Source organism: Bradyrhizobium sp. B124, from assembly GCF_038967635.1.
In the GTDB taxonomy this organism is placed as follows: domain Bacteria; phylum Pseudomonadota; class Alphaproteobacteria; order Rhizobiales; family Xanthobacteraceae; genus Bradyrhizobium.
In genome coordinates this window covers 8,359,194-8,384,867 of the sequence record NZ_CP152413.1, presented here as the reverse complement: position 1 = coordinate 8,384,867, position 25,674 = coordinate 8,359,194, and the positions used below count along the sequence as shown (strand labels likewise).

Below are 25,674 nucleotides of genomic sequence, written 5' to 3'. Positions count from 1 at the left end.
GAAATGGCGCTAGGTGGTGGTCACCTTCCGTACCGGCGGCGGTTTCCAGCTCCCGTTGATTATCGACGGTGACTTTTCATTCGGCCAGTACATGCGCAGCATCAGCACGAACTTGCCAGCAGGTGCGGGCAACCAGTTTTCCTCCTTGTCAGGACCCGGGCTGCCCTGCTGGATGTAGAGATCGACCGACCCGTCCGGATTGGTCTTGAGTTTCTGGCGGGCGCTGATGGACTGGCGGTTGATGGGATTGGCGACGAAGAAGTAATTTTCGTCATACATCGTCAGCGACCAGAAGCCTCCGACCGGCGGCAGCTGTCCTTTTGGGAAACGCATGACGTACTTGTTGCTGCCGACATAGTCCTTGCCGTCGGCGTCCTTTTGCGATGTCGGATAGCAGGCATCCTGAATCCGATTGGCCCCAAGCCCGATCGCAGTGACGAGGGCGCGGTTGAGATAATTGGTGCCGTAGACGCCGGCTTCCTGATCGAAAGCCCAGCCATTCGTGTTCCGGATCGCCTTGTTGACCTTGAACTGCAGCATGATGCGGTCGAAGGCGATCTGGGGGATGCGCTTGGCGAATGCGGCATCGAATTCGCGTGCATCAAAGTCCTTGCCCGGAACGAGACCAATCTTTGCGAACTTGGCAACTTCAGCCGCGTCTGCGGCCGCGGGTGGATTGCGCTTCATCAGTTGCGCAAGAAGTGTGAAGTACGCAACAGCGTCTAGGCCGTTAACCTGGTCGCGTACCGCCACTTTCATGTCGATAGAAGGATCGACCTTGCCCGTCGGTGGCGTATACGATTTGCCGTAGGCACTGAGCGGCACCAACTTGAATTGATCCTGTGCGGCGTGCACCGTTGCGTAATCCTCCGGCGTGCCGGTGCAGTAGATGCGGCCGAGGATCCACACGATGCTGGTTGGCGATTTGTATTCCTTGACGCCGGCGGGCAGCGTTCCCTTCCAGCCGGGTCCGGTGATCGCGTAGGTCTGCGCGGTCGTGCCGGTCGTGCGTTTGCCAGGTACCTGGAAGACATTGGTCCAGCCATCGAGCATCGGGAAGAGAAAGTAGCGGTCCTTCATGTCCGGCATGCTCAGGACCCAGGGCTCGTCGCCGACGTCGATCCATGCTGACGTGTAGAGGGTATCGGCATTGGGTGCCGTTACATCCTTGAAGGTGGCATCCGGGTACTTGCGGAGCTTGATAAACTGTCCCATCGGCCCGCGCGTGCCCTCAGGCGACGCAACATTGGTCATGATCCGGCGGGTCATCTCCATCGTCAGGAGCGGGTATCCGTAGATATAGGCGTCCTGGGCGAGCCAGAAGTCTTCACCGGCTTCCAACGCCCGAATGACGGGACCATCGGACTGGGCGCTTGCGGCGCGAGACATCGCAAGGGTCGAAACGGCAGCACTCAGCCCGGCAAGTGCCTGACGACGGTCGATTGACATGTTTTGCTCTCCCAGCCTCGTTCAGACGAGAGTAGCGGGCCGAGTTCCATTGCCCTTGATTTATATCAACGGGTGCTGGCGCACTTCTTCCGTGGGCGATGTCCGCTCAGGGTCACAAGCCGCCCTTGGCGGTCGGACCTCAGGACTTCCGGTTCACTTCGCAGAGCCGACGTTCCCGGCGGTCATGCAGACCGTAAGCTATCGGCCAATCCCGACATTCGGTAGTGCTGCACCAGGCTCACCGCTAGCATGGCAAAACTATTTCGGATGAATGACAAAAGCGATGGCCGCGCCGAGCGAAAACCGATCAACAGGGGCGTCTCTACGCGGATCACCCACTTGCGGTAGATACGGCCGGTTAAGTCAAAGTCTGTGGGATCGGTTAGAAACACGAAGCCACCAGCGCGAGGAAGATTCCACAATTCCCAAAACGTCAAGCTTCGGCGAGGAAACCGATGTTGGAGCATTTTGTAACGCAGCATGAGGCCGAGTAGATAAAGAATTCCCGATACTCCAGCCCAGATATCGAAGATTCTATAGAACCAGACATGGAAGACTGTTGCGCTCAAGCCTCTCGCCTTGTTTCTTTCCCGCCGGTTTGTTTGGGGGTAAGTGTCCGGTCAGGTTCACAAGGTTAGCCTATCGAGACGTGACACGCCACGGGTCAACAGAGACGGGACGTCCGCCTCTGGACACAACCGGCGAAGCTCAGGACGAGCACAAGATTTCCGCTTCGCCTCCAAGACCCGACATTTTTGCAAGAGCACGACCACTCAGGCGGTCGAAAAGAATTTCCGAGCGGCTGCCTGCGGCACGCGTCGGACGGCGAAGGTGCAGTTTGGCGGATGATGCAGTAGCAATGCCGCAGCTCCTCCTTCCTTCTCCCCTTGCGGGAGAAGGTGGCGCGCAGCGCCGGATGAGGGGTTCTCTCCACATATGAGATCGTGGAGGCAGACCCCTCACCCCGCTTCGCTGCGCGAAGCGACCCTCTCCCACATCCGCCTTCGCCAAGGCTACGGCGGACATGAGGGGAGAGGATGCATCTCGTGCGGGGATGGATTGTCTTACTGCTTCGCAGGCTTGCGCTCGATCGGGTGGATGTCGATCGCGCGCAGGCGGCCGAGGCGGAGCACGTCCATCGACAGGGTGCGGTCGATCCGGCTGTGATCGAGCGCGCGGATCAGATCGTCGACGCCGTGGATCTCGACGCCGTCGAGCCTGATCGCCACATCGCCCGGCAGGAGCGCCGCGCGCGCGGCCGGACTGTCCGGCTCGATCTGCATCAACAGCGCGCCCATCTTGTTCTCGACGCCGGCCAGCACCGCATGGCGCCGCGGCACCGGCGCGGTCTGGCCGGCGACGCCGATATAGGCGCGGCGGACATAGCCGTGACGGATGATCTCCGACAGCACGAACTGCGCGGTGTTGCTGGCGACCGCAAAGCAGATGCCCTGCGCGCCGTTGATGATCGCGGTGTTGATGCCGATCACCTCGCCGTTCGACGATACCAGCGGCCCGCCGGAATTGCCGGGATTGAGCGCGGCATCGGTCTGGATCACGTCCTCGATGGTCCGCCCGCTGACCGAGCGGATCGAGCGGCCGAGCGCCGACACCACGCCGGCGGTCACCGTCGATTCGAAGCCGAGCGGATTGCCGATCGCGACCACGAGCTGGCCGCGCCGTAACGACTTGGAGTTGCCGAGCGAGGCATAGGGCAGATCGCGCGCGCCGTCGGCCCGCAGCAGCGCGAGATCTGTGTCGGGATCGACGCCGAGCACATGGGCGTCGGTGACGAAGCCCTCGGTGTCGCGCAGACGGATCTCCTTCGACGATCCGACCACATGGCTGTTGGTCAGCACGAACCCGTCGGGCGAGATGACGATGCCCGAACCGAGCCCGCCGCGCTCGCGCGCATTGCGCACTTTCGGCCCGGTTTCGACGCGGACCACGGCGGGACCGACGCGGTCGGTGACGTCGATCACGGCATTGGAATAGGCGTCGAGCAACACCCGGTCATCGGTTTGAGCAGCATCAGCCGCCCGCGATGACGGCGTGTCAGCGGCGGTATCTGAGGTAAAATCCAGCATGGCGAGAGTCCTTTGGTCACCTCAAATGGTGACCTGCTCCCATCGCTGCAAGTGGTTACGCCTGCACCTGCCCGAATGGCTAGGGTCCCGTTCCAATGGAACGGAGCCCTAGATTCAAGTTTTGACGCGTTTTCTCTACGCGAACCGGTATCCACTTCGCTCGCAAATGCTTTAGGTCGCCCGCCGCAGCGTGCCGCCGCGCGCTTTGACCGGATCGAGCAGCGACCAGTCGCCGTCCGGCAGCACGTGGCCCTTGGGGAACGGCGCACGCAGCTCGAGCCCGAGCGAGCGCAGCACGCGGTCGTCGCGGTAGTAGCATTGCAGCACCACGCGGACGAGCGTGGCCGCGGCAGCGCCGCCATGGCTACGAAACTCCAGCGCCACCGCGTCGCGCCTGGCATCGTCGAGCTCGGCGAGCGGCTTGCCCGCAAGCTTTGCCAGATGATCAAGCGCCTGAGCGACCAGCGCCGTATCCCGGCCCAGCGTGGCAAGCATATCCGCCTGGATCACGGCATCATCAGCCCCGGGCACCTTGTACTCGGCGCTTTCGGGAACGATCATCGCGGCGACGGTGCGGAGATCGGCGCGCTGGGCTGCGGTCAGTTGCTTGCTATCGGACATGTCGGTCTCTGGCGGTCTCAGTCGAACAAATTGGCGAGGCGCTGCTTCATCTGGTCGGCGATGTAGAGCGCAAGGGCCTGGATGGTGGAGGTCGGGTTCACGCCGCCCGAGGTGACGAAGATGCTGCCGTCGACGATGAACAGGTTCTTCACGTCATGCGAGCGGCCCCATTCGTTGACCACGGAGCGCGCAGGATCGGTCCCCATCCGCGCCGTGCCAAGCAGATGCCAGCCGCCCCAGGGGATCGGATCGTTGATGCAGATGTCGGTGGCGCCCGCGGCCTCGAGAATCTCGCGGCCGCGCGCCAGGCCGTGATCCATCATCTTGCGGCTGTTGGCGCTGATCGTGTAGTCGATCTTCGGCGCGGGAATGCCGTGGCTGTCCTTCAGGACCGGATCGAGCGTGACGCGGTTGTGCTCCTCCGGCAGATCCTCGCAGATCGCCGACACCGCAAGGCGATGACCGTTGAGCTTGCGGAAGACGCGGTGATGATCCCCACCCCAGGGCAGGATGCCCTTCTGCTCGCTCGCGACCGCCTCGAACAGCGGCCCGGCGCCGCGGCCGAACTGGATGCCGTAGCCGCGGACGAAACCGCGCGAGAGATCCGTGTCGTAAAACTCCTTGCTCCACAGGCAGGTCGGCGGCGCACGGTTGCTGTCGGTCGGCTCCTTCACGAAACCGTAGATCTGCGCATAGGGGTGGAACATCAGGTTCTTGCCGACCAGGCCCGACGAATTGGCGAGACCATTCGGGAATTTTCCCGACACCGAATTGAGCAGCAGCCGCGGCGTGCCGACGCCGTTGCAGGCGATGATGACGACCTCCGCCGGCTGGAATTGCTCGACGCCATCCTTGTCGTAGTAGACGACGCCGGAGGCCATGCCGTGCTCGTTGGTCAGGATCTCGCGCACCCGGCAATGGGTCTTGAGCTCGACCCCGGCGCGGATCGCATGGGGCCAGTAGGTGATGTCGGTCGAGGCCTTGGCGCCCTGGGCGCAGGCCGGCGTGCAGTGGCCGAGATTGATGCAGCGCGCCCTGCCCTCGTAGTCCATCGTCGCGACCGTGGTGTCCGACGGCCACCAGTGCCAGCCGAGCTTGTTCATGGCCTTGCCGATCAGCGGGCCGGATAGCCCGAGCGGCTGCTGCGGCATCGGTGGATGGCTGAGCGGCGACAGCGGATCGCCCGACAGCCCCGAGACGCCCATCATGCGATCGTTCTCCTCGAAGAAAGGCGTGAGCGCGTCGTAGTCGATCGGCCAGTCGTCGGCGACGCCGTCGAGCGTCTTCACCTTGAAGTCGGACGGATGCAGCCGCGGCCAGTGCGCGGTGTACATCACGGTCGAGCCGCCGACGGCGTTGAAATTGACGACCTTGATCGGCGAATTGTCGTCATTGATCGGGTAGTCCTCGGGCCGCTTGCGGACATTCGGGCTGGACGACCACTCGCCGTAGAACTTCGCCTCCCAGTCGCGCCCGGTGCTCGGATATTCGGCAGGGTTCATCCAGCCGCCCTGATCGAGGCAGAGGATGTGCATCTTAGTATCGGCGAGGCTCCACGCTATCGCGGCGCCGGAGGCGCCGGCGCCGATGATCAGGACGTCAACGGGATCGTTCTTCATTCTTGTTTCCTGGCGATTCTCCCGTCATTGCGAGGAGCGGAGCGACGACGCAATCCATGCTTCCGCGCATGACGCACGATGGATTGCTTTGCTTCGCTCGCAATGACGCGGTGATGCAGCTCAATTCACGATTCTCACCGGCAAGCTTCGTATACCGCGGATGAAATTTGAATAGAGCCTTTGCGGCGGGCCCATCAGCTCAAAACGCAGATCGCGCGCCAACACCTCCTCCCAGAGGATGCGCAATTGCTGCTCGGCGAGGCGGTCGCCGACGCAGCGGTGGACACCGGCGCCGAAGGCGAGGTGCTGGCGCGGCTTGGCGCGGTCGATGATGAATTCATCGGCACGCTCGATCTTGTCCTCGTCGCGATTGCCGGAGATATACCACATCACCACCTTGTCGCCCTTCCTGATCCGGCGGCCGGCGAGCTCGACATCGTTGCGCGCGGTGCGGCGCATGTGCAGCACCGGCGTGTGGTAGCGGATGGTCTCAGAGACCAGGTTCGGGATCAGCTCCGGCCTCGCGCGGACCAGCTCGAACTGCCCCGGATTCTCGCACAGCGCCATCAGCCCGGCGGACATCGAGTTGCGCGTGGTGTCGTTGCCGCCGACGATCAAAAGCCCGATCGTGCCGATGAACTCGCGCGGCTCCAGATTCCGCGTTGCTTCCGAATGCGCCAGCATCGAGATCAAATCGAAGGTCGGAGCCGCATCGATCCGCGCATCCCATAGCTTGCGGAAATATTCTCCCATCTTGATCAGCTCGGCGGTGCGTTCAGCCTCCGAATGCACCACCGCGTCGGGGGACTCGACATTGGCGATCGCGACATCGGACCACCAGGTCAGCTTGGCGCGGTCCTCAGCCGGAAAATCGAACAGCGTCGCCAGCATCATGTTGGTGAGGTCGACCGAGACCCGCTCGGCCCAGTCGAAGGTCTCGTTGCGCGGCAGTGCGTCGAGCACGGCCGCGGTGCGCTGGCGGATCAAGGCATCGAAATTGGCGAGGTTCGACGGCGCCACGATCGGCGCGACCGTGCGGCGCTGCGCGGTGTGGCCGGGCGGGTCCATGCGGATGAAGCTCGGCCGCTCCTGCCCCTTTGGCTGGTCAGCGACCTGGATACCGCCGAGCTCGGAGGCCGAGGAATAGTTCTGATGGTCCAGCTCGACCGCGAAGATGTCGTCGTAGCGCGTCACCGACCAGTACGGACCGTAGGCCGAGGCCTCGCAATAATGCACGGGGTCGTCGCGGCGGAGCTGCGCGAACAGCGGCCGCCAGGTGTCATCCTGATAAAGCCGGGGGTTGCTGACGTCTGTTGACGTCGGCGTGCGCAGCGCCTCTCCCATCGCTTCACTCCCGCTGGTTCCGTCGCCGCTTGGCGGGCGATCGTCCTTGTCGGGCCGACGATAGAGGAAATCCCGCGGCTGAGTAAAGCCGCAGGGCGGAGCGTCCGCCGCGCGGAATGCGGAGAGGCCGGCGCACCCGGCAAATCGCGATGGCAGCCCCGCTGTTCGATGTTTGTCGGCGGCAAGAAGACCGGCTAGCCTTACCGGCAATCAACCCATCAGGGAGCGACGACAGGTGGCCGCATTGCGCCAGGACAACAGCCCCCAGTCGGCTGCGCTGGACTACGACGTCATCATCATCGGCGCCGGCCTGTCCGGCATGTACCAGCTCTACCGGCTGCGCGAGCTCGGCCTCTCGGCGCGCGTGTTCGAGGCCGGCACCGGCGTCGGCGGCACCTGGTACTGGAACCGCTATCCCGGCGCGCGGTTCGATTCGGAGAGCTACTCCTACGGCTACTCGTTCTCGAAGGAGCTGCTCGAGGAATGGGAATGGTCGGAGCATTTCGCCGGCCAGCCCGAGACCCTGCGCTACTGCAATTATGTCGCCGACAAGTTCGATCTGCGCCGCGACATCCAGTTCGAGAGCCGCGTCACGTCCGCGATCTACCAGGACGACACGCGAAGCTGGCAGGTCACACTGGAGAACGGCGCGCGCCATAGCTGCCGATTCCTGATCACCGCAATCGGTCCGTTGTCGACGCCCACCCTGCCGCGCGTCGAGGGCCGTGACGACTTCAAGGGCCAGTCGTTTCACACCGCGCGTTGGCCCAAGGAGAAGGTGGATTTTGCCGGCAAGCGCGTCGCCGTGATCGGCACCGGCGCGACCGGCATCCAGACCATCCAGACCATCGCCGGCGAGGTCGGCCACCTCACCGTGTTCCAGCGCACCGCCAACTGGGCGGCGCCGCTGCACAACGGCAAGATCGATGCGGAGACGCAACGCAGGATCAAGGCCGGCTATCCCGAAATCTTTGCGCGCTGCAAGGAGACCTTCGCCTGCTTCGTGCATACGCCCGATCCGCGCGGCGCATTCGAGGTCAGCGACACCGAGCGCGAGGCGTTTTACGAGAAGCTCTACGGCGAGCGCGGCTTCGGCATCTGGCAAGGCAACTTCAAGGACATCCTGATCGACCGCAAGGCGAATGCCACGATCAGCGACTTCGTCGCGCGCAAGATCCGCGAGCGCGTCAAGGATCCGGAGGTCGCCGAGAAGCTGATCCCGACGAATCACGGCTTCGGCACAAGGCGGCTGCCGCTCGAGACCTTCTATTACGAGGTCTACAACCGCGACAATGTCGAGCTCGTCGATCTGAAGCAGACGCCGATCGAGCGGATCACGCCCGAGGGCATCCGGACCACCGACAAGGACTACGCCTTCGACATCATCATCTACGCCACCGGCTTCGATGCCATCACCGGCAGCTTCGACAAGATCGATCTCCGCGGCGCGCACGGCGCAAGGCTGAAGGAGAAGTGGACGCACGGCCCGGAGACCTATCTCGGGCTGATGGTCGACGGCTTTCCCAACATGATGATGCTGATGGGCCCGCACACCGCGCTCGGCAACATCCCGCGCAGCATCGAATACAGCGTCGACTGGGTCACCGGCCTGCTCCGCTTCGCACAGGAGAACGGCCTGACCTTCCTCGACGCCACGCCCGAGGGCACCGCGGGCTGGACCGATCACGTCAAGGCGCTCGGAGTCGGACTTTTGTCCAACGAGGTCGATTCCTGGATGACCGGCATCAACCGCAACGTCGAAGGCAAGCAGAGGCGCATCGTCGCCCGCTACAGCGGCAGCGCGCCTGCGTATCGCGCGCGGTGCGATGAGGTGGCGGCGAAGGGATATGCGGAGTTGAGGTTGGGGTGAGCTTGGGATCGCTCTCTCGATGAAGCGAGGCGCCTACCCATCCACCGCCGTCGTCCTGGCGAAGGCCAGGACCCATAACCACCGCATTCAGCGATGAACGGGATCGCGGCCCCAGCGTCGCGCAACAATCAATATTTGGGGTAATGGGTCCTGGCTTTCGCCAGGACGACGATGGGATGGTTGGCAATTCAAGACGTCGAAAAATGCGGTGTCATCACCCGCGCATGCGGGTGATCCAGTATTCCAGAGACAGTGGTTATCGAGCCGATCGGCCGCGGCGTACTGGATCGCCCGGTCGAGCCGGGCGATGACAGTTGGGTTGAGGACGCAGCTTCGCCCTCGCTACCACGCATCAATACACGGCCGCTTGCGGTGCGTCCGCGGCTCTACCTTCGGCACCGAGCGGAGGCCGGCCATGATCCAATGCCGGGTATCGGCGGGGTCGATCACCTCGTCGATCTCGAGCACCGAGGCGATCGAGACTGCCTTGCCGTTGGCGTAGAGCTCGGCGACCTTGGTCTGGAAATACTTTTCGCGCTCCACCGGGTCCGCGATCGCCTCCATCTCCTTGCGGAAGCCGAGGCGGACATACCCCTCGAGGCCCATGCCGCCGAATTCGCCGGTCGGCCACGCCACCGTGAAGAACGAGGCGTGGAAGCCGCCGCCGATCATCGATTGGGCGCCGAGACCGTAGCCTTTGCGCAGCACGATTCCAAACAGCGGCACCGTGATGCTGGCGCCGGTGACGAACATCCGCGCGACGTGGCGCACGATCGCGGTCTTCTCGGCCTCGGGGCCAACCATGAAGCCCGGCGTGTCGCACAGCGAGACGATCGGGATGTCGAAGGCATCGCACAGCTGCATGAAGCGCGCGGCCTTGTCGCCGGCCGCAGCGTCGATCGCGCCGCCGAGATGTTTTGGATTGTTGGCGATCAGGCCGAACGGCTTGCCCTCGATGCGGATGAAAGCCGTGATCATGCCGACGCCGAAATCCCTGCGGATCTCCAGCACCGAGCCCTCGTCGGCCATCAGGTCGATCACGTTGCGGATGTCGTAGACCCTGAGGCGATTTTCCGGGATCGCGCGGCGCAGCAGCCGCTGGTCCGGCGCCTTCCAGTCCTGCACCGCGCCCTGGAAGTAGGACAGATATTTCTGCGCGACCGTGGTCGCCTCTTCCTCGTCCTCGACCAGGATGTCGATCACGCCGTTCGGCGACTGGAACGAGACCGGGCCGACCTCGGCGGGATGGTAGACGCCAAGCCCGCCGCCTTCGATCATCGCCGGACCGCCCATGCCGATCGAGGCATTTTTGGTGGCGATGATGACGTCGCAGACGCCGAGCATCGCGGCGTTGCCGGCGAAGCAATAGCCCGAAACGACCCCGATCACGGGCACGAGCCCCGACAGCTTGGCGAACTGCACGAAGGACGGGCCGTCGAGGCCTGTCATGCCGAGCCGGTCGGTATCGCCGGGACGGCCGCCGCCGCCCTCGGCGTAAAACACCAGCGGCATGCGCCACTGCTCGGCAAGACCGAGCATGCGGTCGATCTTCTTGTGGTTCATGTGGCCCTGGGTGCCGGCGAGCACGGTGTAGTCATAGGAGATCACCATGCAGCGCGCACCGTCGGCGCCGAAATCCCTGGCGTTGACGGTGGCAACGCCCGCGATCAGGCCGTCGGCCGGCGTGTTCTTGATGAGGTCCTCGACCTTGCGGCGGCGGCGCTGTGCCGCGATCGCGAGCGAGCCGTATTCGACGAACGAGCCCTCATCAACCAGCTGCGCGATATTCTCGCGCGCGGTGCGCTGGTTGGTCTTGCGGCGGCGCTCCACCGAGGCCGGACGGTTCTCGTCCAGCGTGATCGCCTTGCGCGCGATCAGCTCGCCGAGGTCCGGGCGGATATGATCGAGATCGATCGCAGCCTCTTCTGCCGTAGCATGGCCGTCGACCTCGGCCGGCTCGAGGAACAGGATCGGCTCGCCATGCATCAGGGTGACGCCGGGGCCGCCCGCGATCTTGGTCACCCGGCCACCATGCGGCGCGGTGACGAGATGCTCCATCTTCATCGATTCCAGCACCGCGATCTGCTGGCCGGGACGAACCAGATCGCCCTCCGCGACCTCGATCGCGACGATCGTGCCCTGCAGCGGCGCCGGCACCGGGAGTGATCCTTTGGGCGCCACCGTGGCGACGGCCGTGGCCGTGGCTACCTCGCTGACCTCGACCAATGGCGCGGCGAGATCCCTGGCCGTGCCGACCAGCGCCGCGACATGAGTATCGATGAAGTTGGTGCTGATCTTGTTCCGGGCAAAGCTCTGGTGCGCCAGGATTGCGCCGAGGAATGGAATGTTGGTGGCGACGCCGCCGATGCGGAATTCGCGCAGGGTGCGCGCCGCCTTGTGCACCACGTCGGTCCATTTCGGGCTCGGCGAATGCACGATGACTTTTGCGAGCAGCGAGTCGAACGCGGCGCTGGTCCGGTAGCCGGAATAGCCGAACGTATCGACGCGGACGCCGGGTCCGGACGGCAGGTCGAACACATTGAGCGTGCCGCCGGTCGGTTTTGTCACCCCCTTCTCGTCCATCACCTCCATGTTGACGCGCAGCTGCATCGCATAGCCGCGCGGCAGCGGAACGGCGGCCTGTGCCAACCCGAGCGAAGCCAGCGTGGCGCCGGCGGCGACCGCAAGCTGCGAACGCACGAGGTCGATGCCAAGCACCGCCTCGGTGACGGTATGCTCGACCTGCAGCCGCGGATTGGCCTCGATGAAGGCGAAGGCGCCCTCGCCCTTGCTTTCCTCCGCCTCGTCATCGACCAGGAATTCGAAGGTGCCGAGATTGTCGTAGCGCGCGCCAGAGGCGAGCTGCTTTGCCGCCTCGATGATGCGCGCACGCAGGCTCTCGCTCAGCGACGGGCTCGGCGCCACCTCGATGAGCTTCTGGTTGCGGCGCTGAATGGTGCATTCGCGCTCCCAGAGATGGCTGATCGCGCCATGACGATCGCCGATGATCTGCACCTCGATGTGGCGCGCTTTCCGGATCAGCCGCTCGACATAGACCGCATCGTTGCCGAACGCCGCCTTGGCCTCCGACTGGCAGCGCGCATAGGCTTCATCGAGCTTCGCCAAATCCTCGACCACGCGCATGCCGCGCCCGCCGCCGCCCGCGATCGCCTTGATCATCACGGCGGCATTCGCGCCGAGCGAGGTGAAGAAGGCCTTTGCCTGGTCGAGTGTCGTTGCGCCGGAGGTGCCGGCGATAATCGGCACGCCGCACTTTTTGGCCAGCGCCTTTGCCTTGGCCTTGTCGCCGAACAGATCGAGCGCCTCCGGCGACGGCCCGACGAAGGTGATCTTCTCCTCGGCACAGCGCCGCGCCAGCTGGGTGTTCTCGCTGAGGAAGCCGTAGCCCGGATGCAACGCGTCGCAGCCCGTGGCCCTGGCGGCCGCGATGACCGCCTCGATGTCGAGATAGGCCCGCGCGCCGCGGCCGGGAATCTCGTGCCTCGCGTCGGCGGATCGGACGTGCAGCGAGGCGGCATCATCGGCGGGATAGATCGCGACCGTCGCGATACCGCTCTCGGCCGCGGCGCGGGCAATGCGGATCGCGATCTCACCGCGGTTGGCAATCAGCAGTTTCTTGAACGACATAACGGTTTCACCTGAGCTCAACGATCCTTCATGGTCGGATCGAGCACGACACGCAAGGATTCTCCCAGCGCATTGAACGCCAGAGAGACGACGAGAATGGCAAGGCCCGGCGCATACATCTGCTCCGGGGCGATTTCCATATATTGATAGGCGCGCGCCAGCATGGCGCCCCAGCTCGGGTCCGGCGGCTGGATGCCGAGGCCAAGGAATGACAGGCTGGCTTCCGCCAAGAGCGCCGCGGCGAGCAGCAGCGTCACCTGCACGATGACCGGCTGCAGCGTGTTCGGCAGCACGTGGCGCCACAGCACATGCCAGGTTGGCGCGCCAAAACCCCTCGACGCATCGACATAGAGCTCCTGCCGCACAATCAGCGTGCGGGCGCGGACGATGCGCGCCAGCGCCGGAAACATCGTGATGCCGATCGCGATCATGCCGTTGGTCAGGCCGATGCCGAGCGCGCCGGTGACCGCGATCGCCAGCACGATGGCGGGGAACGACAGGAAGGTGTCGATGATACGGCTGATGACGTCGTCGATCCAGCCGCCGAAATAGCCGGCGATGAGGCCGACGGGCAGCCCGATCAGAACCGCGACGCCGACCGCAAGCAGGCTGGCATAGACGGTGGCCGGCGCGCCGTAGATCAGGCGGGAGAAGATGTCGCGGCCGAGATCGTCGGTGCCGAGCAGATGCAGCGGCCCCGGCGGCGCCAGCATGTTGTTGACGTCCTGCGCGGTCGGCGCATAGGGCGCGATCCAGGGCGCGCCGATTGCGACGACAACGAGCACCGATAGCACCAGGATCGACAGCGCGGCGCGCAGATCGCCGGCGAGCCAGCGCAGGAAACGCCGGAGCCGGGTCGGCTTGGCGGGCATCCGGAGCGGAGCGAGCGCCGTGTCGGTCATTGCTCGATCCTCGGATCGACCGCGGCACAGAGCAGGTCGGTGATCAAATTCACCGCGATCACGACCACCACCATGGTGAAGACCACGCCCTGCACGATCGGGAAATCGCGCTGGATCGCGCCGCGCACGATCAGGCTGCCGAGGCCGGGAATGGCGAACACCGCCTCGATCACGACGGTCGCCGCCAGCATGCGGTTGACCAGCAGGCTGATGATGGTGAGCAGATTGACGCCGACATTCTTCAGGCCGTGCTGCCAGAGGATGCGGGACATCGACAGTCCCTTGGCATGCAGCGTGCGGACATATTGCGACGAGAGCACCTCCAGCAACGCGCCGCGGAGCTGGCGCGCGACCTCGGCCATGCCGTAGGCCGCGATCGCGACGGCCGGCAGCAGCGCGTGCCTGATCGCATCGATCGGCGAGGCACTGAAGGATTTTGCACCGGTCGCCGGCAGCCAGTTCAGCTTCAGCGAGAACTCCGCCACCAGGATCATCGCGAGCCAGAAGCCAGGCACGGCGACGCCGAGCGAGGCGATCATGCTGATCAGCTTGTCGACCCAGCCGTTCGGCTTGATCGCGGCCATCACGCCCATCGGAATCCCCGTGATGAGCGCCAGCACCAGCGCGATCACGACGATCAGCAGCGTGTTCGGGAAGGCGCGGCCGATCGAGACTGCGACCTTCTCGCCGGTCAACAGCGATTGCGAAAGATCGCCCTGCGCGACATGGCCGAGCCAGGCGCCATACTGCACCAGGAATGGCCGGTCGAGGCCGTAGATTGCCCTGATCTCGGTGATCCGCGCGTCGGTCGCGTTGTCGCCCGCCAAGGTCACGGCGATGTCGCCGGGCACCAGCTTGAGCAGCGCGAACACCATGAAGGTCGCGAGCAGGATCACGGGCAGCGCCTGCAACAGGCGGCTGCCGATGACCTTGACTGGTGACCGTCGCGCCATGGTTCAGCCTTCGAGCCAGACGTCGTCGTATTTCGGCTTGCCGAGCAAGTTCGGCCGATAGCCCTGCACCTTCTTGTTCATGGCGACCAGCTCGAACTGGAACGCCAGCGGAACAACGAGGGCGTTCTCCATCACCAGCCGTTGTACGGCGGCGAAGGCCTTACGCCTGACCTCGATATCCTCGGACGCGCGCGATTCCTTGATCGCCGCCTCGAGCTCGGGCGGCACCGGCGCGCGGCCGCCATTGTAATAGGCGTCCTTGGTGAACATCAGCGTATAGGTTAGGCTCGGATCGGGCCGCCCGGTCCAGGCCGACAACAACCCGGCCCCTTTCTTTTCCGGACCGAAGAAGGCAGCCGAGGCTTCCGCGACCGTGCCGTTGACGAAGCGCACGGTGATGCCGGCCTTCCGCAATTGCTCGATCAGGATCTCCTCGCGCTGCACCGAATCCTGATCGGTGTAACCGCCGATCTCGATCGGGGTGCCTTCCTTGAAGCCGGCCTCGGCGAGCAGCTTGCGCGCCTTGTCGGGATCGTAGGGATAGAGCTTTGCGACATCAGCATCATAGGCCCAGTGCGCCTTCGGCAGGTTCATGTAGGCCGGCTCGGCTAGCCCGGCGAGCGCGGCCTTGACGAAGGCCTCGCGATCGATCGCAAAGTTCAGCGCCTGGCGGACCTTGATGTTGTCGAACGGCGGCTTGGCCCAGTTCAGGAATATCTGGAACACATAAAGCGTCGGGCCATGCACCACCTTGACGCTGGAAGCACGCTCGATGATCGCCTTCTGCCGCGGTGGCAATTGATAGATCAGATCGTTCTGCCCGGCGGTAACCGAGCGCGCGCCGGTGGTCAGCTCCGGAATGATCGATATCTCGATCGCATCGGGATACGGCCGGTCCGGCTTCCAGTATTTCTCGTTGCGCTTGACCACGATCTTTTCGCCGTCGGCCCAGCTCACAAACGCATAGGCGCCGGCGCCGACCGGCTTGCGCGTCACGACGCCGCCCTCGGCCGCCTTCAGTGCCGTCGGCGACACCATCATGCCGGCGCGATCGGAGAGAATGCCGGGCAGCGCCGTATCCGGCGTCTTCAGCTTCAAGGTGACCTGCTGCGGCCCGGTGACTTCGACCGCGTCGACCGAGAGCAGATCGGCCTTGATGTTCGACTTCGCATCGCCGCGGTTGCGATCGAGGTTGAACTTGACGGCTTCGGCATCGAGCGGCGTGCCGTCATGGAAGCTGACGCCTGAGCGGATGTTGAGCACCAGCGTATTGGGATCGGTGAACTTCCAGCTTTCGGCGAGCCCCGGCTTCGGCTTCAGCGTCTCGAAATCCCATTCGACCAGCGTGTCGTACATCGTGAACAGGAAGGCGTGGTCGGAGCCGGCGCCGCCGGTTGCCGGATCGAGGCTCGACGGATTGGCCGGCGCTGATATCCGCAAGGTGCCGCCCTTCTTCGGCGCGGCTTGCGCAAACGCGCGGCCACCGAGCGTGGTGCTCGCGAGCGCGCCCGAGATCAGCGCCATGGCCTCGCGTCGTGTCGTCATCGTCATGGCGTTGTCTCCAGTTTGGTTTGGAGCATGATCTTGTCGCAAAACCGCTTCACACTTTTCCGGATCATGCTCTAGTTGTTCGAAAAATCGGGGCGGTCGGCGAAATGGCAGGCCACCCAGTGATCGGGTTTCAGTTCGCGCCACTCCGGCACGCGATCGGTGCAGAGCGGCTGCGCATGCGGGCATCGGGTGCGGAACCGGCAGCCCGACGGCGGATCGATCGGGCTCGGCACCTCGCCCTGCAGCACGATGCGGCTCTCCTGCCGCATCGCCGACGGCAGCGGCCGTGGCTCGGCGGAAAGCAATGCGATCGTGTAGGGATGCAACGGCCGCTCGGCGACCTCTTCAGTGGGCCCGAGCTCGACGAACTGGCCGAGATACATGACAGCGACGCGCTCGCTGATATGCGAGACCACGGCGAGGTCGTGGGTGATGAAGACATAGGTCAGGCCGAGATCGCGCTGCAGATCGGCAAACAGGTTGAGCACGTCGCCGCGGATCGACATGTCGAGCGCGGCCACTACCTCGTCGCAGACGATCAGTTTCGGCTTGAGCGTCAGTGCACGCGCGATCACGATGCGCTGCTTCTGGCCGCCGGACAATTGATGCGGATAGCGCTCGCCGAACTCCTGCGGCAGGCCGACCCGCTCAAGTGCCTCCCTCGCCTGCCGCTCGCGATCAGTGCGGCTGCCGACGCCGGCAAGTTCCAGCGGTTCCAGCACAGAGGCCAGAATGGTCATGCGCGGGTTCAGCGCCGCATTCGGATCCTGGAAGATGATCTGATAGTCGCGCCGATGGCTCTGGAATTTTTGGCGCGACAGCGTCGTCGGGTCGATGCCGTCATGCAGGATGGCGCCCGCGCTGGGGTTGAGCAGAAATACCAGGGCGCGGCCGATCGTGGTCTTGCCCGAGCCGGACTCGCCGATGATGCCAAAGGTCTCGCCGCGGCGGACGTCGAAATTGACGCCGTCGACCGCCTTCACGGTGGCGCGGCGGTCCGAGGTCTGGAAGCGGACCTGGAGGTCGCGCACCGAGATGATGGGCTCGCCGCGTTGTTCAGTGGATGCGGCGGTCATTGCGTCGCGACCTTCGCGGCAGCGTGCGCATCGGGCGGATGCAGCGCGCCCGGCAGGTTGAGCTCGGCAAAGCGCCAGCAGCGCACCTTGCGACCGCCGCCGGCGTCCTGCAGCGTCTGCTCCGCCTCGCAGCCTTTGGCGGCATGCGCGCAGCGGGCCCGGAAGCGGCAGCCGGCCGGCATCTCCGCGATCGACGGCACCCGGCCCGGAATCGACGGCAATCGGCCGTGGCGCGGGCTCAGATGCGGCAGCGAACGCAAAAGGCCGGACGTATAGGGATGCAGCGGCCGCACCAGCGCTTCGTCGACGGAGGCGTCCTCGATCACCTCGCCGGCATACATCGTGATCATCCGCGTGCAGGTCTCGGCGACGACGCCGAGATCATGGGTGATCAGCATCAGCGCGGTCTTCGAGGTCTCGCTGATGTCGCGCAGCAGCTCGAGGATCTGCGCCTGCACGGTGACGTCGAGCGCGGTAGTCGGCTCGTCGGCGATCAGGAGCTGCGGGCCGCAGATCAGGCTCGCCGCGATCATCACGCGTTGACGCATGCCCCCGGAGAGCTGGTGCGGATAGTCGTCGATCCGCCGCTCGGGCGAGGCGATGCCGACGCGGCGGAGCATGTCCAGCGTCTTCGCGCGCGCCTCCTCGAAGCTGACATCGGTATGGACGCGCAGCGTCTCCGCTATCTGGTGGCCGACGGTGAAGACCGGATCGAGCGCGCTCATCGGCTCCTGGAAGATCATCGCGATCCGCTTGCCTCTGATGGCGCGCATCTGCCGCGTGCTGCAGGAAGCGAGATCGGTGCCGTCGAACAGGATCTTGCCGTCGAGCCCGGCAAAATTGCCCGGCAACAGCCGCAGGATCGACAGGCCGGTGATGGTCTTGCCGCAGCCGCTCTCGCCGACGATGCCGACCCGCTCGCCGGGCGCGATGTCGAAATCGATCCGGCGCGTCGCCTGCCAGATGCCTTGCGACGTCTTGAAACGGATGCCGAGCCCGCGCACGGACAGCAGCGGTCGCGCGCTGTCGCGCGCACCCTCCGCCTTGCGCCCTGTCGGCTGGCCTGCCTCCATCAACCCGCCGCCCGCTTCTTCTCTTTCACCAGCTGCTCCTCCATCAGCATCTCGGTGCCGATGATGCCCTCGCGGGTGAGCTCTTCGAGCTCGGCGTCGGAGAGGCCGAGCATGCCGGACAGGATCTCGCGATTGTGCTCGCCGAGCGTCGGCGGCACCGAGCGGATCGCAAACGGTGCACCGCCCTCGCGGAACGGCATCGACGGCTGCGGATGTTTGCCGATGAAGGCGCGGTCGACCTGCTGGATGAAGCCGCGGGCGTCGAGCTGCGGGTCGTCAAGGAGATCGATCGGCAGCCGCGCGACGCCGGAGGCGACACTGACTGCTTGCAGCGCGGCCATCGCCGCGTCCGGATCGCGTGCCGAGGTCCAGGCAGTGATCGCCGCTTCGATCTCGGCCTCGATGGCGCGGCGGCCCGCGGCCGTCCTGAGCGTCTCGTCCGCCGCCCAGTCCTCGCGGCCGAGCAGCCGCGCGAGCTTTGGCCACATCGCGTCGTCGGACACCGCGACCACGATCCAGTTGTCCTCGCCGTCGCAACGAAAGCAGCCATGCGGCACGAAATCCGGATGGCGGTTGCCATATTTCGCAGGTTGCTTGCCGTCGACCGAATGCGCGACGATCCAGGGTGCGGCGAACGGCATCATGCATTCGATCTGCGCGAGATCGATGAACTGGCCCTGCCCCGTCAGCCTGGCGTGGATCAGAGCGGTCAGCACCGCGGCAGCGCCGTTGAGGCCGCCGACGGCATCGCCGAACGCCGTGTGGCTCATCACAGGCGGGCCACCGGCATCGCCGACGACACTTGGCAGGCCGGAGCCCTGCTCCAATGTCGAGCCGTAAGCGCGGCAGTCGCGATGCACGCTGCCGGCGCCGAACGCCGACATCGACATCATCACCAGCTTCGGATTGATCTTGCTCAGCACCTCGTAGCCGAGGCCGAGCTTCGGCAGCACCTCGACCGAATAATTGTCGACCACGAGATCCGCATCGGCAAGCAGGCGTTTTGCCAGCGCAAGCCCCTTCGGCCGGGTCAGATCGAGCGTGATGCCGCGCTTGTTGCGGTTCATGATGCAGTAGCGCACCGACTTCTCGTACATCTGCTCCAGCACATAGGCCGGGCGGCGGTCGACGCCGCGCCACCAGTCCGGATACTGGGTCGCCTCGATCTTGATGACGTCGGCGCCGAGATCGGCGAGCGTGCGGGTGCAGATCGGCCCGGCCCAGCCCATCGAGAAGTCGACGACGCGGATGCCCTCGAGCGGCAGGCGATTGGTCGGAGAAGGCTTCGGCGCCGGCACACGCGGCGCGGCATCACGCCTCGCCTGCTGCTCGCCGAGATCAGGCACGCGGCCGCCGCGGAGTGGCGGCGTTCCCGTCAATCGTTGCATCGTTCCGGCCGAAAAGCCGGTTTCGTCGCCGACCGCAATCGGGACGATGGCGCCGCGCCCACGCTTTTCTTCATCGGCGATGAGATCGGAAATCTCCGGCACCGGCACGATCGGGATCTTGCGCTTGAGACCCTCGGCGAACCATTCCTGCGCGGTGCGCTGCTTCAGCTTCGGCAGGATCTTGCCTTCGATCTCGGCGACGCGTTGCAGCCGGTCGACGCCCATGACCAGCGTCGGATCGTCGCGCAGATCGGTGAGCCCGAGCATCTCGCAGAACGCGCGCCACTGCGCCGGGGTCACCGTGGTGACGCCGAGCCAGCCTTGTTTGGTCTCGTAGATGCCGACTGGAAAGGTCGGCCAGAACCGGTTGACGCCGATCCGCCGCATGATGTTGCCGCGCTGGAACGCCTCGAACATGATGTATTCGGTGACGGCGATAGAGGCCTCGAACAGGCTGAGATGGCTTTCGCGCCCGCGCCCATCCTGCATGCGGCCGAGCACCGACGAAGCCGCCGCGATGAAGCCCCACAGCCCGCCGAGAATCCCGGTCTGGAAATCCGGCGCGTGCATCGGCGGCCCCTGCTCGGGTCCGACCAACTTCACGAGCCCGGTCAGCGCGCGGATCGTGGAATCGGTCGCGGCGAAATTGGCATAGGGACCGCGATCGCCGAACCAGGCGAGGTCGAGATGGATCAGGCCCGGATTGTTCCGCTTGATTGCATCGAGATCGATGCCGGGACAATTGGCCGCATCGATGCCGCGCCCATCGAGCAGGATATCGCAGCCGGCAATCAACTCATTCAGGCGCGACCCGGCGCTCGCGTCGCTCTTGTCAAGCACGACACTCGATTTGTTGAAGTTGAGGAACGCAAACCATGCGCTGTGCCCCTGCGGCGTCAGCGGCGCCGCGCGGCGAAGCGGATCGCCCGCGGGCGGCTCGATCTTCTGCACATCGGCGCCGAAATCAGCGAACAGCCGCGCGCAATAGCTCGTCGCCGCAGCGCTTCCGATCTCGACTATCCGCAGATGCGACAACGCGCCCATCACGCTTCCTCGCGACAAAATGACCAGCCGAGGCCATCGGCTGATTCAGTTTCTTGTTGCGTGAACTTGAAGCCGCGCCGACTGTGTGATGCAAGTGGAATTTTCTTCCGCTTGACGGAATTCGCTGGAATGCTGCAGCACTTTGCAACGAGCGTGCGCTGAGGGTCTGCCGCCGTGCGGTTGACGCATTGCTCGATCCGCTATTGTGCTCTCTTCAACACCAACAAACGCCGGGCAGGAAACCATGAGCAAATCCACCACGATCAAAAGCGTCGAGACGCTCGCCTGTGATGCCGGCTGGCGGAATTATCATTTTGTCAAGGTGACGACCGCGGATGGACTGGTCGGCTGGAGCGAATACGACGAAGGTTTCGGCGCGCCCGGCGTGACCGCAGCGATCGAGCGGCTGTCGGCGCGCGTAATCGGCAAGAACGCCTTCGAGCACGAGCGGATCTACGTGGAACTGTTCGCCGCGACGCGCCCCGCCGCCGGCGGCGTGGTGGCGCTGGCGTTAGGTGCCATCGAGAACGCGCTGCTCGACGTCAAGGCCAAGGCGCTCGGCGTGCCCTGCTACGACCTGCTCGGCGGCAAGATCCGCGACCGCGTGCGGGTCTATTGGTCGCATTGCGCGACCTGGCGCATCAATCATCCGGATTGGTACAAGCCCGCCATCACCGATCTCGACGGCGTCAAGGCGATCGGGGCCGAGGTGCGCGAAAAGAAATTCTCGGCGATGAAGACCAACATCTTCGTCTATACCGACGGCAAGCCGCAAGGCTGGCGTCCCGGCTTCGGCGCGCCGTTCCAGCCCGAGATCAATGTCGACCGCAATGTGCTGCGCAATCTCTGCATGCATCTGGAGGCGATCCGCGACGGCGCGGGGCCGGATGTCGACCTGCTGCTCGACCTCAACTTCAACGCCAAGACTGAAGGCTATCTCAAGATCCTGCGCGCCATCGAGAAGATGGACATGTTCTGGGTCGAGATCGACACCTTCAATCCGCAGGCGCTCGGCTATATCCGCCGCCAGAGCCCGCACCCGATCTCGTCCTGCGAAACGCTTTTGGGCCTGCGCGAATTCCTGCCCTATTTCACCGAGCAGGCGATGGACGTCGCGATTATCGACACGCCGTGGAACGGCGTCTGGCAGTCGATGAAGATCGCCGCGGCCGCCGAGCATTTCGAGGTCAACGTCGCGCCGCATAATTTCTACGGCCACCTCTGCACCATGATGAACGCGCATTTCTGCGCGGCGGTGCCGAACCTGCGCATCATGGAAACCGACATCGATCGGCTGGCCTGGGACCACGAGCTGTTCACCCACGTGCCGGAGTTCGTCGACGGCCATCTCGTGATCCCGGATCGCCCGGGCTGGGGCACCGAGCCGAACGAGGAAGGCCTGCGCGCCCATCCGCCGAAGAACAAGGGCGGGCTGCTGAACTACGGGCTGAAGAAGTAAGCGGTCACGCTATCAGACCCGTCATCCTGAGGTGCGAGCGGAGCGAGCCTCGAAGGATGCACGGCCCACCAGCCGGGCCGTCGACCCTTCGAGGGCCGCTGAAGAAGCGGCCACCTCCAGCGACAACGGCCTTGCCGTTGCGCGGGGGTGACGGTGTTAGAGCGGCGGGCTTCGCTTAGAGCGAAGCAAATAAGTGCCCCCTCAATTATCCTCCCGCACCGGCGTGAACGCGCTTTCGATCACGTCGCCGATCGGCTGCCAGGCGTTGCCGTCGAACTGCACCAGCCGCATCTGTTTGATCGGGCGGAAATCCTTCGGCCCGGTGTTGATCACGATCCCGGGCAACGCGATCGGGCTCTGGTAGTCCTTCAGCGAGGCGGCCTGCCGCATGATGTTCTCGCGCGACAGGTCGTCGCCGCACTGACGCAGCACCTGCATCAGCGTGTCGGCGGCGGCATAGCCGAACACGGCGTAGATGTCGTCCTTGTCGCCGTCGGGATAGTATTTGTCCATGAAGGCGTCCCACGCCTTGATCTGCGGATCGTTCTTCCAGGAGGCGTCGCCGGCATCCTTCAGGAACGAGGTCGAGATCACGCCAAGCGAGTTCTGCAGGCCCGCCGGCCGCAACGCGCTGGCGATCGAGGCCGACGCGTTGTCGAGGATGAACACCGGGTGCCAGTCGAGGTCCGCCGCCACGCGGATCGCGCGGGCCGCGATCGCCGGCGCGCCGTCGAACACCAGGATATCGGCGCCGGAACCTTTGAGGATTCCGACCTGGTTCTGGATCGCGGTCTCCGACGCGTCGAAGGCGAGATCGGCGACGATCATACCCGCGGTGTCGCCGAGCCCTTCCTGCAATCCCCGGAACAGATCGCGGCCGAACTGGTCGTTCTGCCACAGCACCGCGATCTTGCGCGACGGATAGGCGGCCTGGATGTAGTTGGCGTAGATCCGCCCCTCGGCGCGGAAGGTCGGCTGCCAGCCCATGGTCCAGGGAAAGGTCTTGGGATGCGCCCACTCCTCGTCGCCGGAGGCAACGAACAGCTGCGGGATGTTCTTCTCGTTAAGGTACTTTCGCACGGCGAGATTGCTCGGCGTGCCGAACGAGCCGAACATCAACAGCACGTCCTGCTTCTCGACGAGATCGCGGGTCTGCTCCATCGCGGTCTTCGGATTGGAGCTGTCATCGACCGAGACGAACTTGACTTTGCGGCCGTTGATGCCGCCATGCTCATTGACCATGTCGAAATAGGCAGCTTCCGCGCGCCCGATGGTCGCGAACGCGGCGAGCGGTCCGGTGTAGGGCATGACATTGCCGACACGGATCTCGCTGTCCGTCTTCGCTTCGGGCGCCTGCTGCGCACGCAGTGGCGACGCCGCGAGCATCGCTGCGAGGACAAGGACAATCGAAAGCACGGTTTGTCTTTTTGTTTGCATCAACATCGTCACAAACGCCGGCAGCAGCCGGCGCTCCCTCCCGAGGACGCGACCTTATCGCCCAAGCCAATGCCGGGAAAATGAAATGTTGATGGCGGAGGCGAACCTCAGCGCAATGTTATGTCGAGCCAGCCCAGCGGGTTGACCGCGACACGATCGCCGCTGTCGATCAGAACCGTGGTGGTTTCGGCCTCAATGATCGCGGGACCGGCCAGCGCATGGCCCGGCTTGAGATCGTCGAGCGCATAGACCGGCACCTCGCGCCAGGCACCGAACCAGGCCTCCCGCTTGCCGCGCGGCGTGCAGGGTGCGACTGAGGCGGCCTCACCGACATCGCCGCCGCCGCGCGCGACCTTGCCGACTGCGGCGACACGGGCGTTGACGAACACCACCTCCTGCCCGCGGGAAGCATAAGTGTAGAGTTCCTCGTGGCGGCGATGGAAGCGCTCCTCGATCTGCGTCACGAGATCCGCGGCGCCGAGATCGAGCTCGCCGAGCGGCACGTCGATCTCGAACACCTGCTCGCCATAGCGCATCTCGGCCGAACGCTCGATAGCGATGTCGCCCTTGAACCAGTCGCGCAGCCGCCCCGCCGCCTGCTCCTCCAAACCGGCGAACAGTGCCCTCACCTCGTCGGCGGAGATCCGTCCGGTGCCGTAATGGGTGCGGCTCACCTCGTAGCGCAGGTCGCTGGTCAGCATGCCCCAGGCCGACAGCACCGAGGCGACCGTCGGCACGATGATGCGCTTGATCTCGAGCTCGCGTGCGACTTCGGCGGCGTGCATGCCGGCGGCGCCGCCGAAGCTGAGCAACGCGAATTTACGGGGATCGACGCCGCGGCGCAGCGTCATCAGGCGGATGCCGTCGGCCATCTTCAGATTGATCATCTTGTAGATGCCGGCGGCGGCCTCGATCCGCGACAGCTCGAGCGCCGCAGCAATGCGATCAACCGCGGCTTCCGACGCCGCGCGATCGAGCGGGCGCGCGCCGCCCATGAAGGCGGCGGCATCGAGATAGCCGAGCAGGACATTGGCATCGGTGACGGTGGCAGCCAGGCCACCGTTGCCGTAGCACGCCGGGCCCGGTACCGAGCCCGCGCTCTCCGGCCCGACCCGCAGCGTGCGGCCGCCGTCGACACCGGCAATCGAGCCGCCGCCGGCCGCGATGCTGGCGATGTCGAGGCTGCGCAGCGCGATGCGCTGTCCGGCCAGCATGCCGTCGGCCGACAGCGAGGCCTCGCCGTCGGCTATCAGCGAGATGTCGGTCGAGGTGCCGCCCATGTCGAACGGCACGAGATCGGGAATCCCGAGCATCTCGGCGCAGCGGCGGCTGCCGGAGATGCCGCCGGCCGGGCCCGACAGCACGGTGCCCGCCGCGAGCCGCGAGGCTTCCTCCACCGGCGCCATGCCGCCATGCGACAGCACGACGAACAGCGAGCCTTTGAAGCCGGCCTCATGCAGGCTGCGCTCCAGATTGGTGAGATAGCGTCGCACCGTCGGCGCGACATAGGCGTTCACGATCGTGGTCGAGACGCGCTCATATTCCTTGATCTGCGGCAGCACGTCGCTGGAGCGCGACACGCTGACATCGGGCAGCTCCTTCGCCAGCCGCTCGACCGCGGCGAGCTCATGCGCCGGGTTGAGATAGGCGTGCAGGAAACAGACCGCGATCGAGTTCGCACCGGACCGTTTCACCTCGGCGATGACATCGCCAAGCGCTGTGGCATCGAGTGCAACCGCCGCGCTGCCGTCGGCCTTCAGCCGCTCGCGCACGCCAAACCGTCGCTCCCGCGGCACCAATGGCTCGGGCGGCGGCGTGCGCAGATCGTAGCGATCCGGCTTCAGCCCCTCGCGCATCTCGACGACGTCGCGATGGCCCTCGGTGGTCAGCAGCGCGACCCTGGCGCCCTTGCGCTCGAGCAGCGCATTGGTCGCAACCGTCGTGCCGTGCACCAGGCGATCGGTCGCGGCGAGCATCGCCGCGCGCGTGACGTCGAGGCGGCGCGCCAGTTCCTCAAGTCCCGCCATGACACCGATCGACTGATCGGCCGGCGTGGACGGTGATTTCGCGAAAACGGTCCGCCCGGTTTGATCCGTCGCAACCAGGTCGGTGTAGGTGCCGCCGACGTCAACCCCAATCGTGTACATCGCTGC

The 25,674-nt window shown here is 65.0% G+C and carries 17 protein-coding genes; 2 read left to right on the top strand and 15 right to left on the bottom strand.

Features of this window, described 5'->3' with window-relative positions:
* Positions 1-9 precede the first annotated feature (9 nt).
* The 6 genes from AAFG13_RS39300 to AAFG13_RS39275 form a co-directional block, all read right to left on the bottom strand.
* A complete protein-coding gene (locus AAFG13_RS39300; RefSeq protein ID WP_212311344.1) occupies positions 10-1,449 on the bottom strand; it encodes a DUF1254 domain-containing protein in 1,440 nt (479 codons plus the stop codon).
* A gap of 182 nt (positions 1,450-1,631) precedes the next feature.
* Entirely contained in the window at positions 1,632-2,018 is a 387-nt protein-coding gene (locus AAFG13_RS39295) for a hypothetical protein (RefSeq protein ID WP_342710316.1), read from the bottom strand.
* A 495-nt stretch (positions 2,019-2,513) separates the two neighbouring features.
* Positions 2,514-3,536, bottom strand: coding sequence for a trypsin-like peptidase domain-containing protein (locus tag AAFG13_RS39290; protein ID WP_342710315.1), 1,023 nt, complete (start codon positions 3,534-3,536; stop codon positions 2,514-2,516).
* Between the two features lie 171 nt (positions 3,537-3,707).
* A complete protein-coding gene (locus tag AAFG13_RS39285; protein WP_342710314.1) occupies positions 3,708-4,157 on the bottom strand; it encodes a hypothetical protein in 450 nt (149 codons plus the stop codon).
* A 17-nt stretch (positions 4,158-4,174) separates the two neighbouring features.
* Positions 4,175-5,776, bottom strand: a complete 1,602-nt coding sequence (locus AAFG13_RS39280) for a GMC family oxidoreductase (protein ID WP_342710313.1) — start codon at positions 5,774-5,776, stop codon at positions 4,175-4,177.
* Positions 5,777-5,896: 120 nt separating this feature from the next.
* Entirely contained in the window at positions 5,897-7,120 is a 1,224-nt protein-coding gene (locus AAFG13_RS39275; RefSeq protein ID WP_342710312.1) for a cytochrome P450, read from the bottom strand.
* Positions 7,121-7,355: 235 nt separating this feature from the next.
* On the opposite strand from AAFG13_RS39275, the gene AAFG13_RS39270 reads away from it, so the two are divergent.
* Positions 7,356-8,990, top strand: a complete 1,635-nt coding sequence (locus AAFG13_RS39270; RefSeq protein ID WP_342710311.1) for an NAD(P)/FAD-dependent oxidoreductase — start codon at positions 7,356-7,358, stop codon at positions 8,988-8,990.
* Positions 8,991-9,332: 342 nt separating this feature from the next.
* Here the strand turns inward: AAFG13_RS39270 and AAFG13_RS39265 are convergent, their stop codons facing one another.
* The 7 genes from AAFG13_RS39265 to AAFG13_RS39235 form a co-directional block, all read right to left on the bottom strand.
* Positions 9,333-12,638: a carboxyl transferase domain-containing protein gene (locus AAFG13_RS39265; protein WP_342710310.1), complete on the bottom strand. Its 3,306-nt coding sequence runs from the start codon at positions 12,636-12,638 to the stop codon at positions 9,333-9,335.
* 17 nt (positions 12,639-12,655) lie between these two features.
* Complete coding sequence (locus tag AAFG13_RS39260; RefSeq protein WP_342710309.1) at positions 12,656-13,540, bottom strand: ABC transporter permease; 885 nt, start codon at positions 13,538-13,540, stop codon at positions 12,656-12,658.
* Entirely contained in the window at positions 13,537-14,493 is a 957-nt protein-coding gene (locus tag AAFG13_RS39255; protein WP_342710308.1) for an ABC transporter permease, read from the bottom strand. The genes AAFG13_RS39260 and AAFG13_RS39255 overlap by 4 nt, the downstream gene beginning before the upstream one ends.
* 3 nt (positions 14,494-14,496) lie before the next feature.
* Positions 14,497-16,044 (bottom strand): ABC transporter substrate-binding protein, encoded by a 1,548-nt coding sequence (locus AAFG13_RS39250; protein ID WP_342710307.1) that lies wholly within the window; start codon positions 16,042-16,044, stop codon positions 14,497-14,499.
* 71 nt (positions 16,045-16,115) lie between these two features.
* On the bottom strand, positions 16,116-17,120 hold the full coding sequence (locus AAFG13_RS39245; RefSeq protein WP_342710306.1) for an ABC transporter ATP-binding protein: 1,005 nt from the start codon (positions 17,118-17,120) through the stop codon (positions 16,116-16,118).
* Positions 17,117-18,193, bottom strand: a complete 1,077-nt coding sequence (locus AAFG13_RS39240; protein ID WP_342710305.1) for an ABC transporter ATP-binding protein — start codon at positions 18,191-18,193, stop codon at positions 17,117-17,119. The genes AAFG13_RS39245 and AAFG13_RS39240 overlap by 4 nt, the downstream gene beginning before the upstream one ends.
* Complete coding sequence (locus AAFG13_RS39235) at positions 18,193-20,625, bottom strand: CoA transferase (RefSeq protein WP_342710304.1); 2,433 nt, start codon at positions 20,623-20,625, stop codon at positions 18,193-18,195. The genes AAFG13_RS39240 and AAFG13_RS39235 overlap by 1 nt, the downstream gene beginning before the upstream one ends.
* Before the next feature lie 244 nt (positions 20,626-20,869).
* Here AAFG13_RS39235 and AAFG13_RS39230 point away from each other — a divergent pair, with 244 nt between their 5' ends.
* Positions 20,870-22,084, top strand: a complete 1,215-nt coding sequence (locus AAFG13_RS39230; protein ID WP_342710303.1) for a mandelate racemase/muconate lactonizing enzyme family protein — start codon at positions 20,870-20,872, stop codon at positions 22,082-22,084.
* Positions 22,085-22,285: 201 nt separating this feature from the next.
* On the opposite strand, the gene AAFG13_RS39225 is transcribed toward AAFG13_RS39230, so the two are convergent.
* Both AAFG13_RS39225 and AAFG13_RS39220 read right to left on the bottom strand, forming a co-directional pair.
* Positions 22,286-23,521, bottom strand: coding sequence for an ABC transporter substrate-binding protein (locus tag AAFG13_RS39225; protein ID WP_342710302.1), 1,236 nt, complete (start codon positions 23,519-23,521; stop codon positions 22,286-22,288).
* A gap of 107 nt (positions 23,522-23,628) precedes the next feature.
* Positions 23,629-25,668, bottom strand: a complete 2,040-nt coding sequence (locus AAFG13_RS39220) for a hydantoinase/oxoprolinase family protein (RefSeq protein ID WP_342710301.1) — start codon at positions 25,666-25,668, stop codon at positions 23,629-23,631.
* Positions 25,669-25,674: the final 6 nt, after the last annotated feature.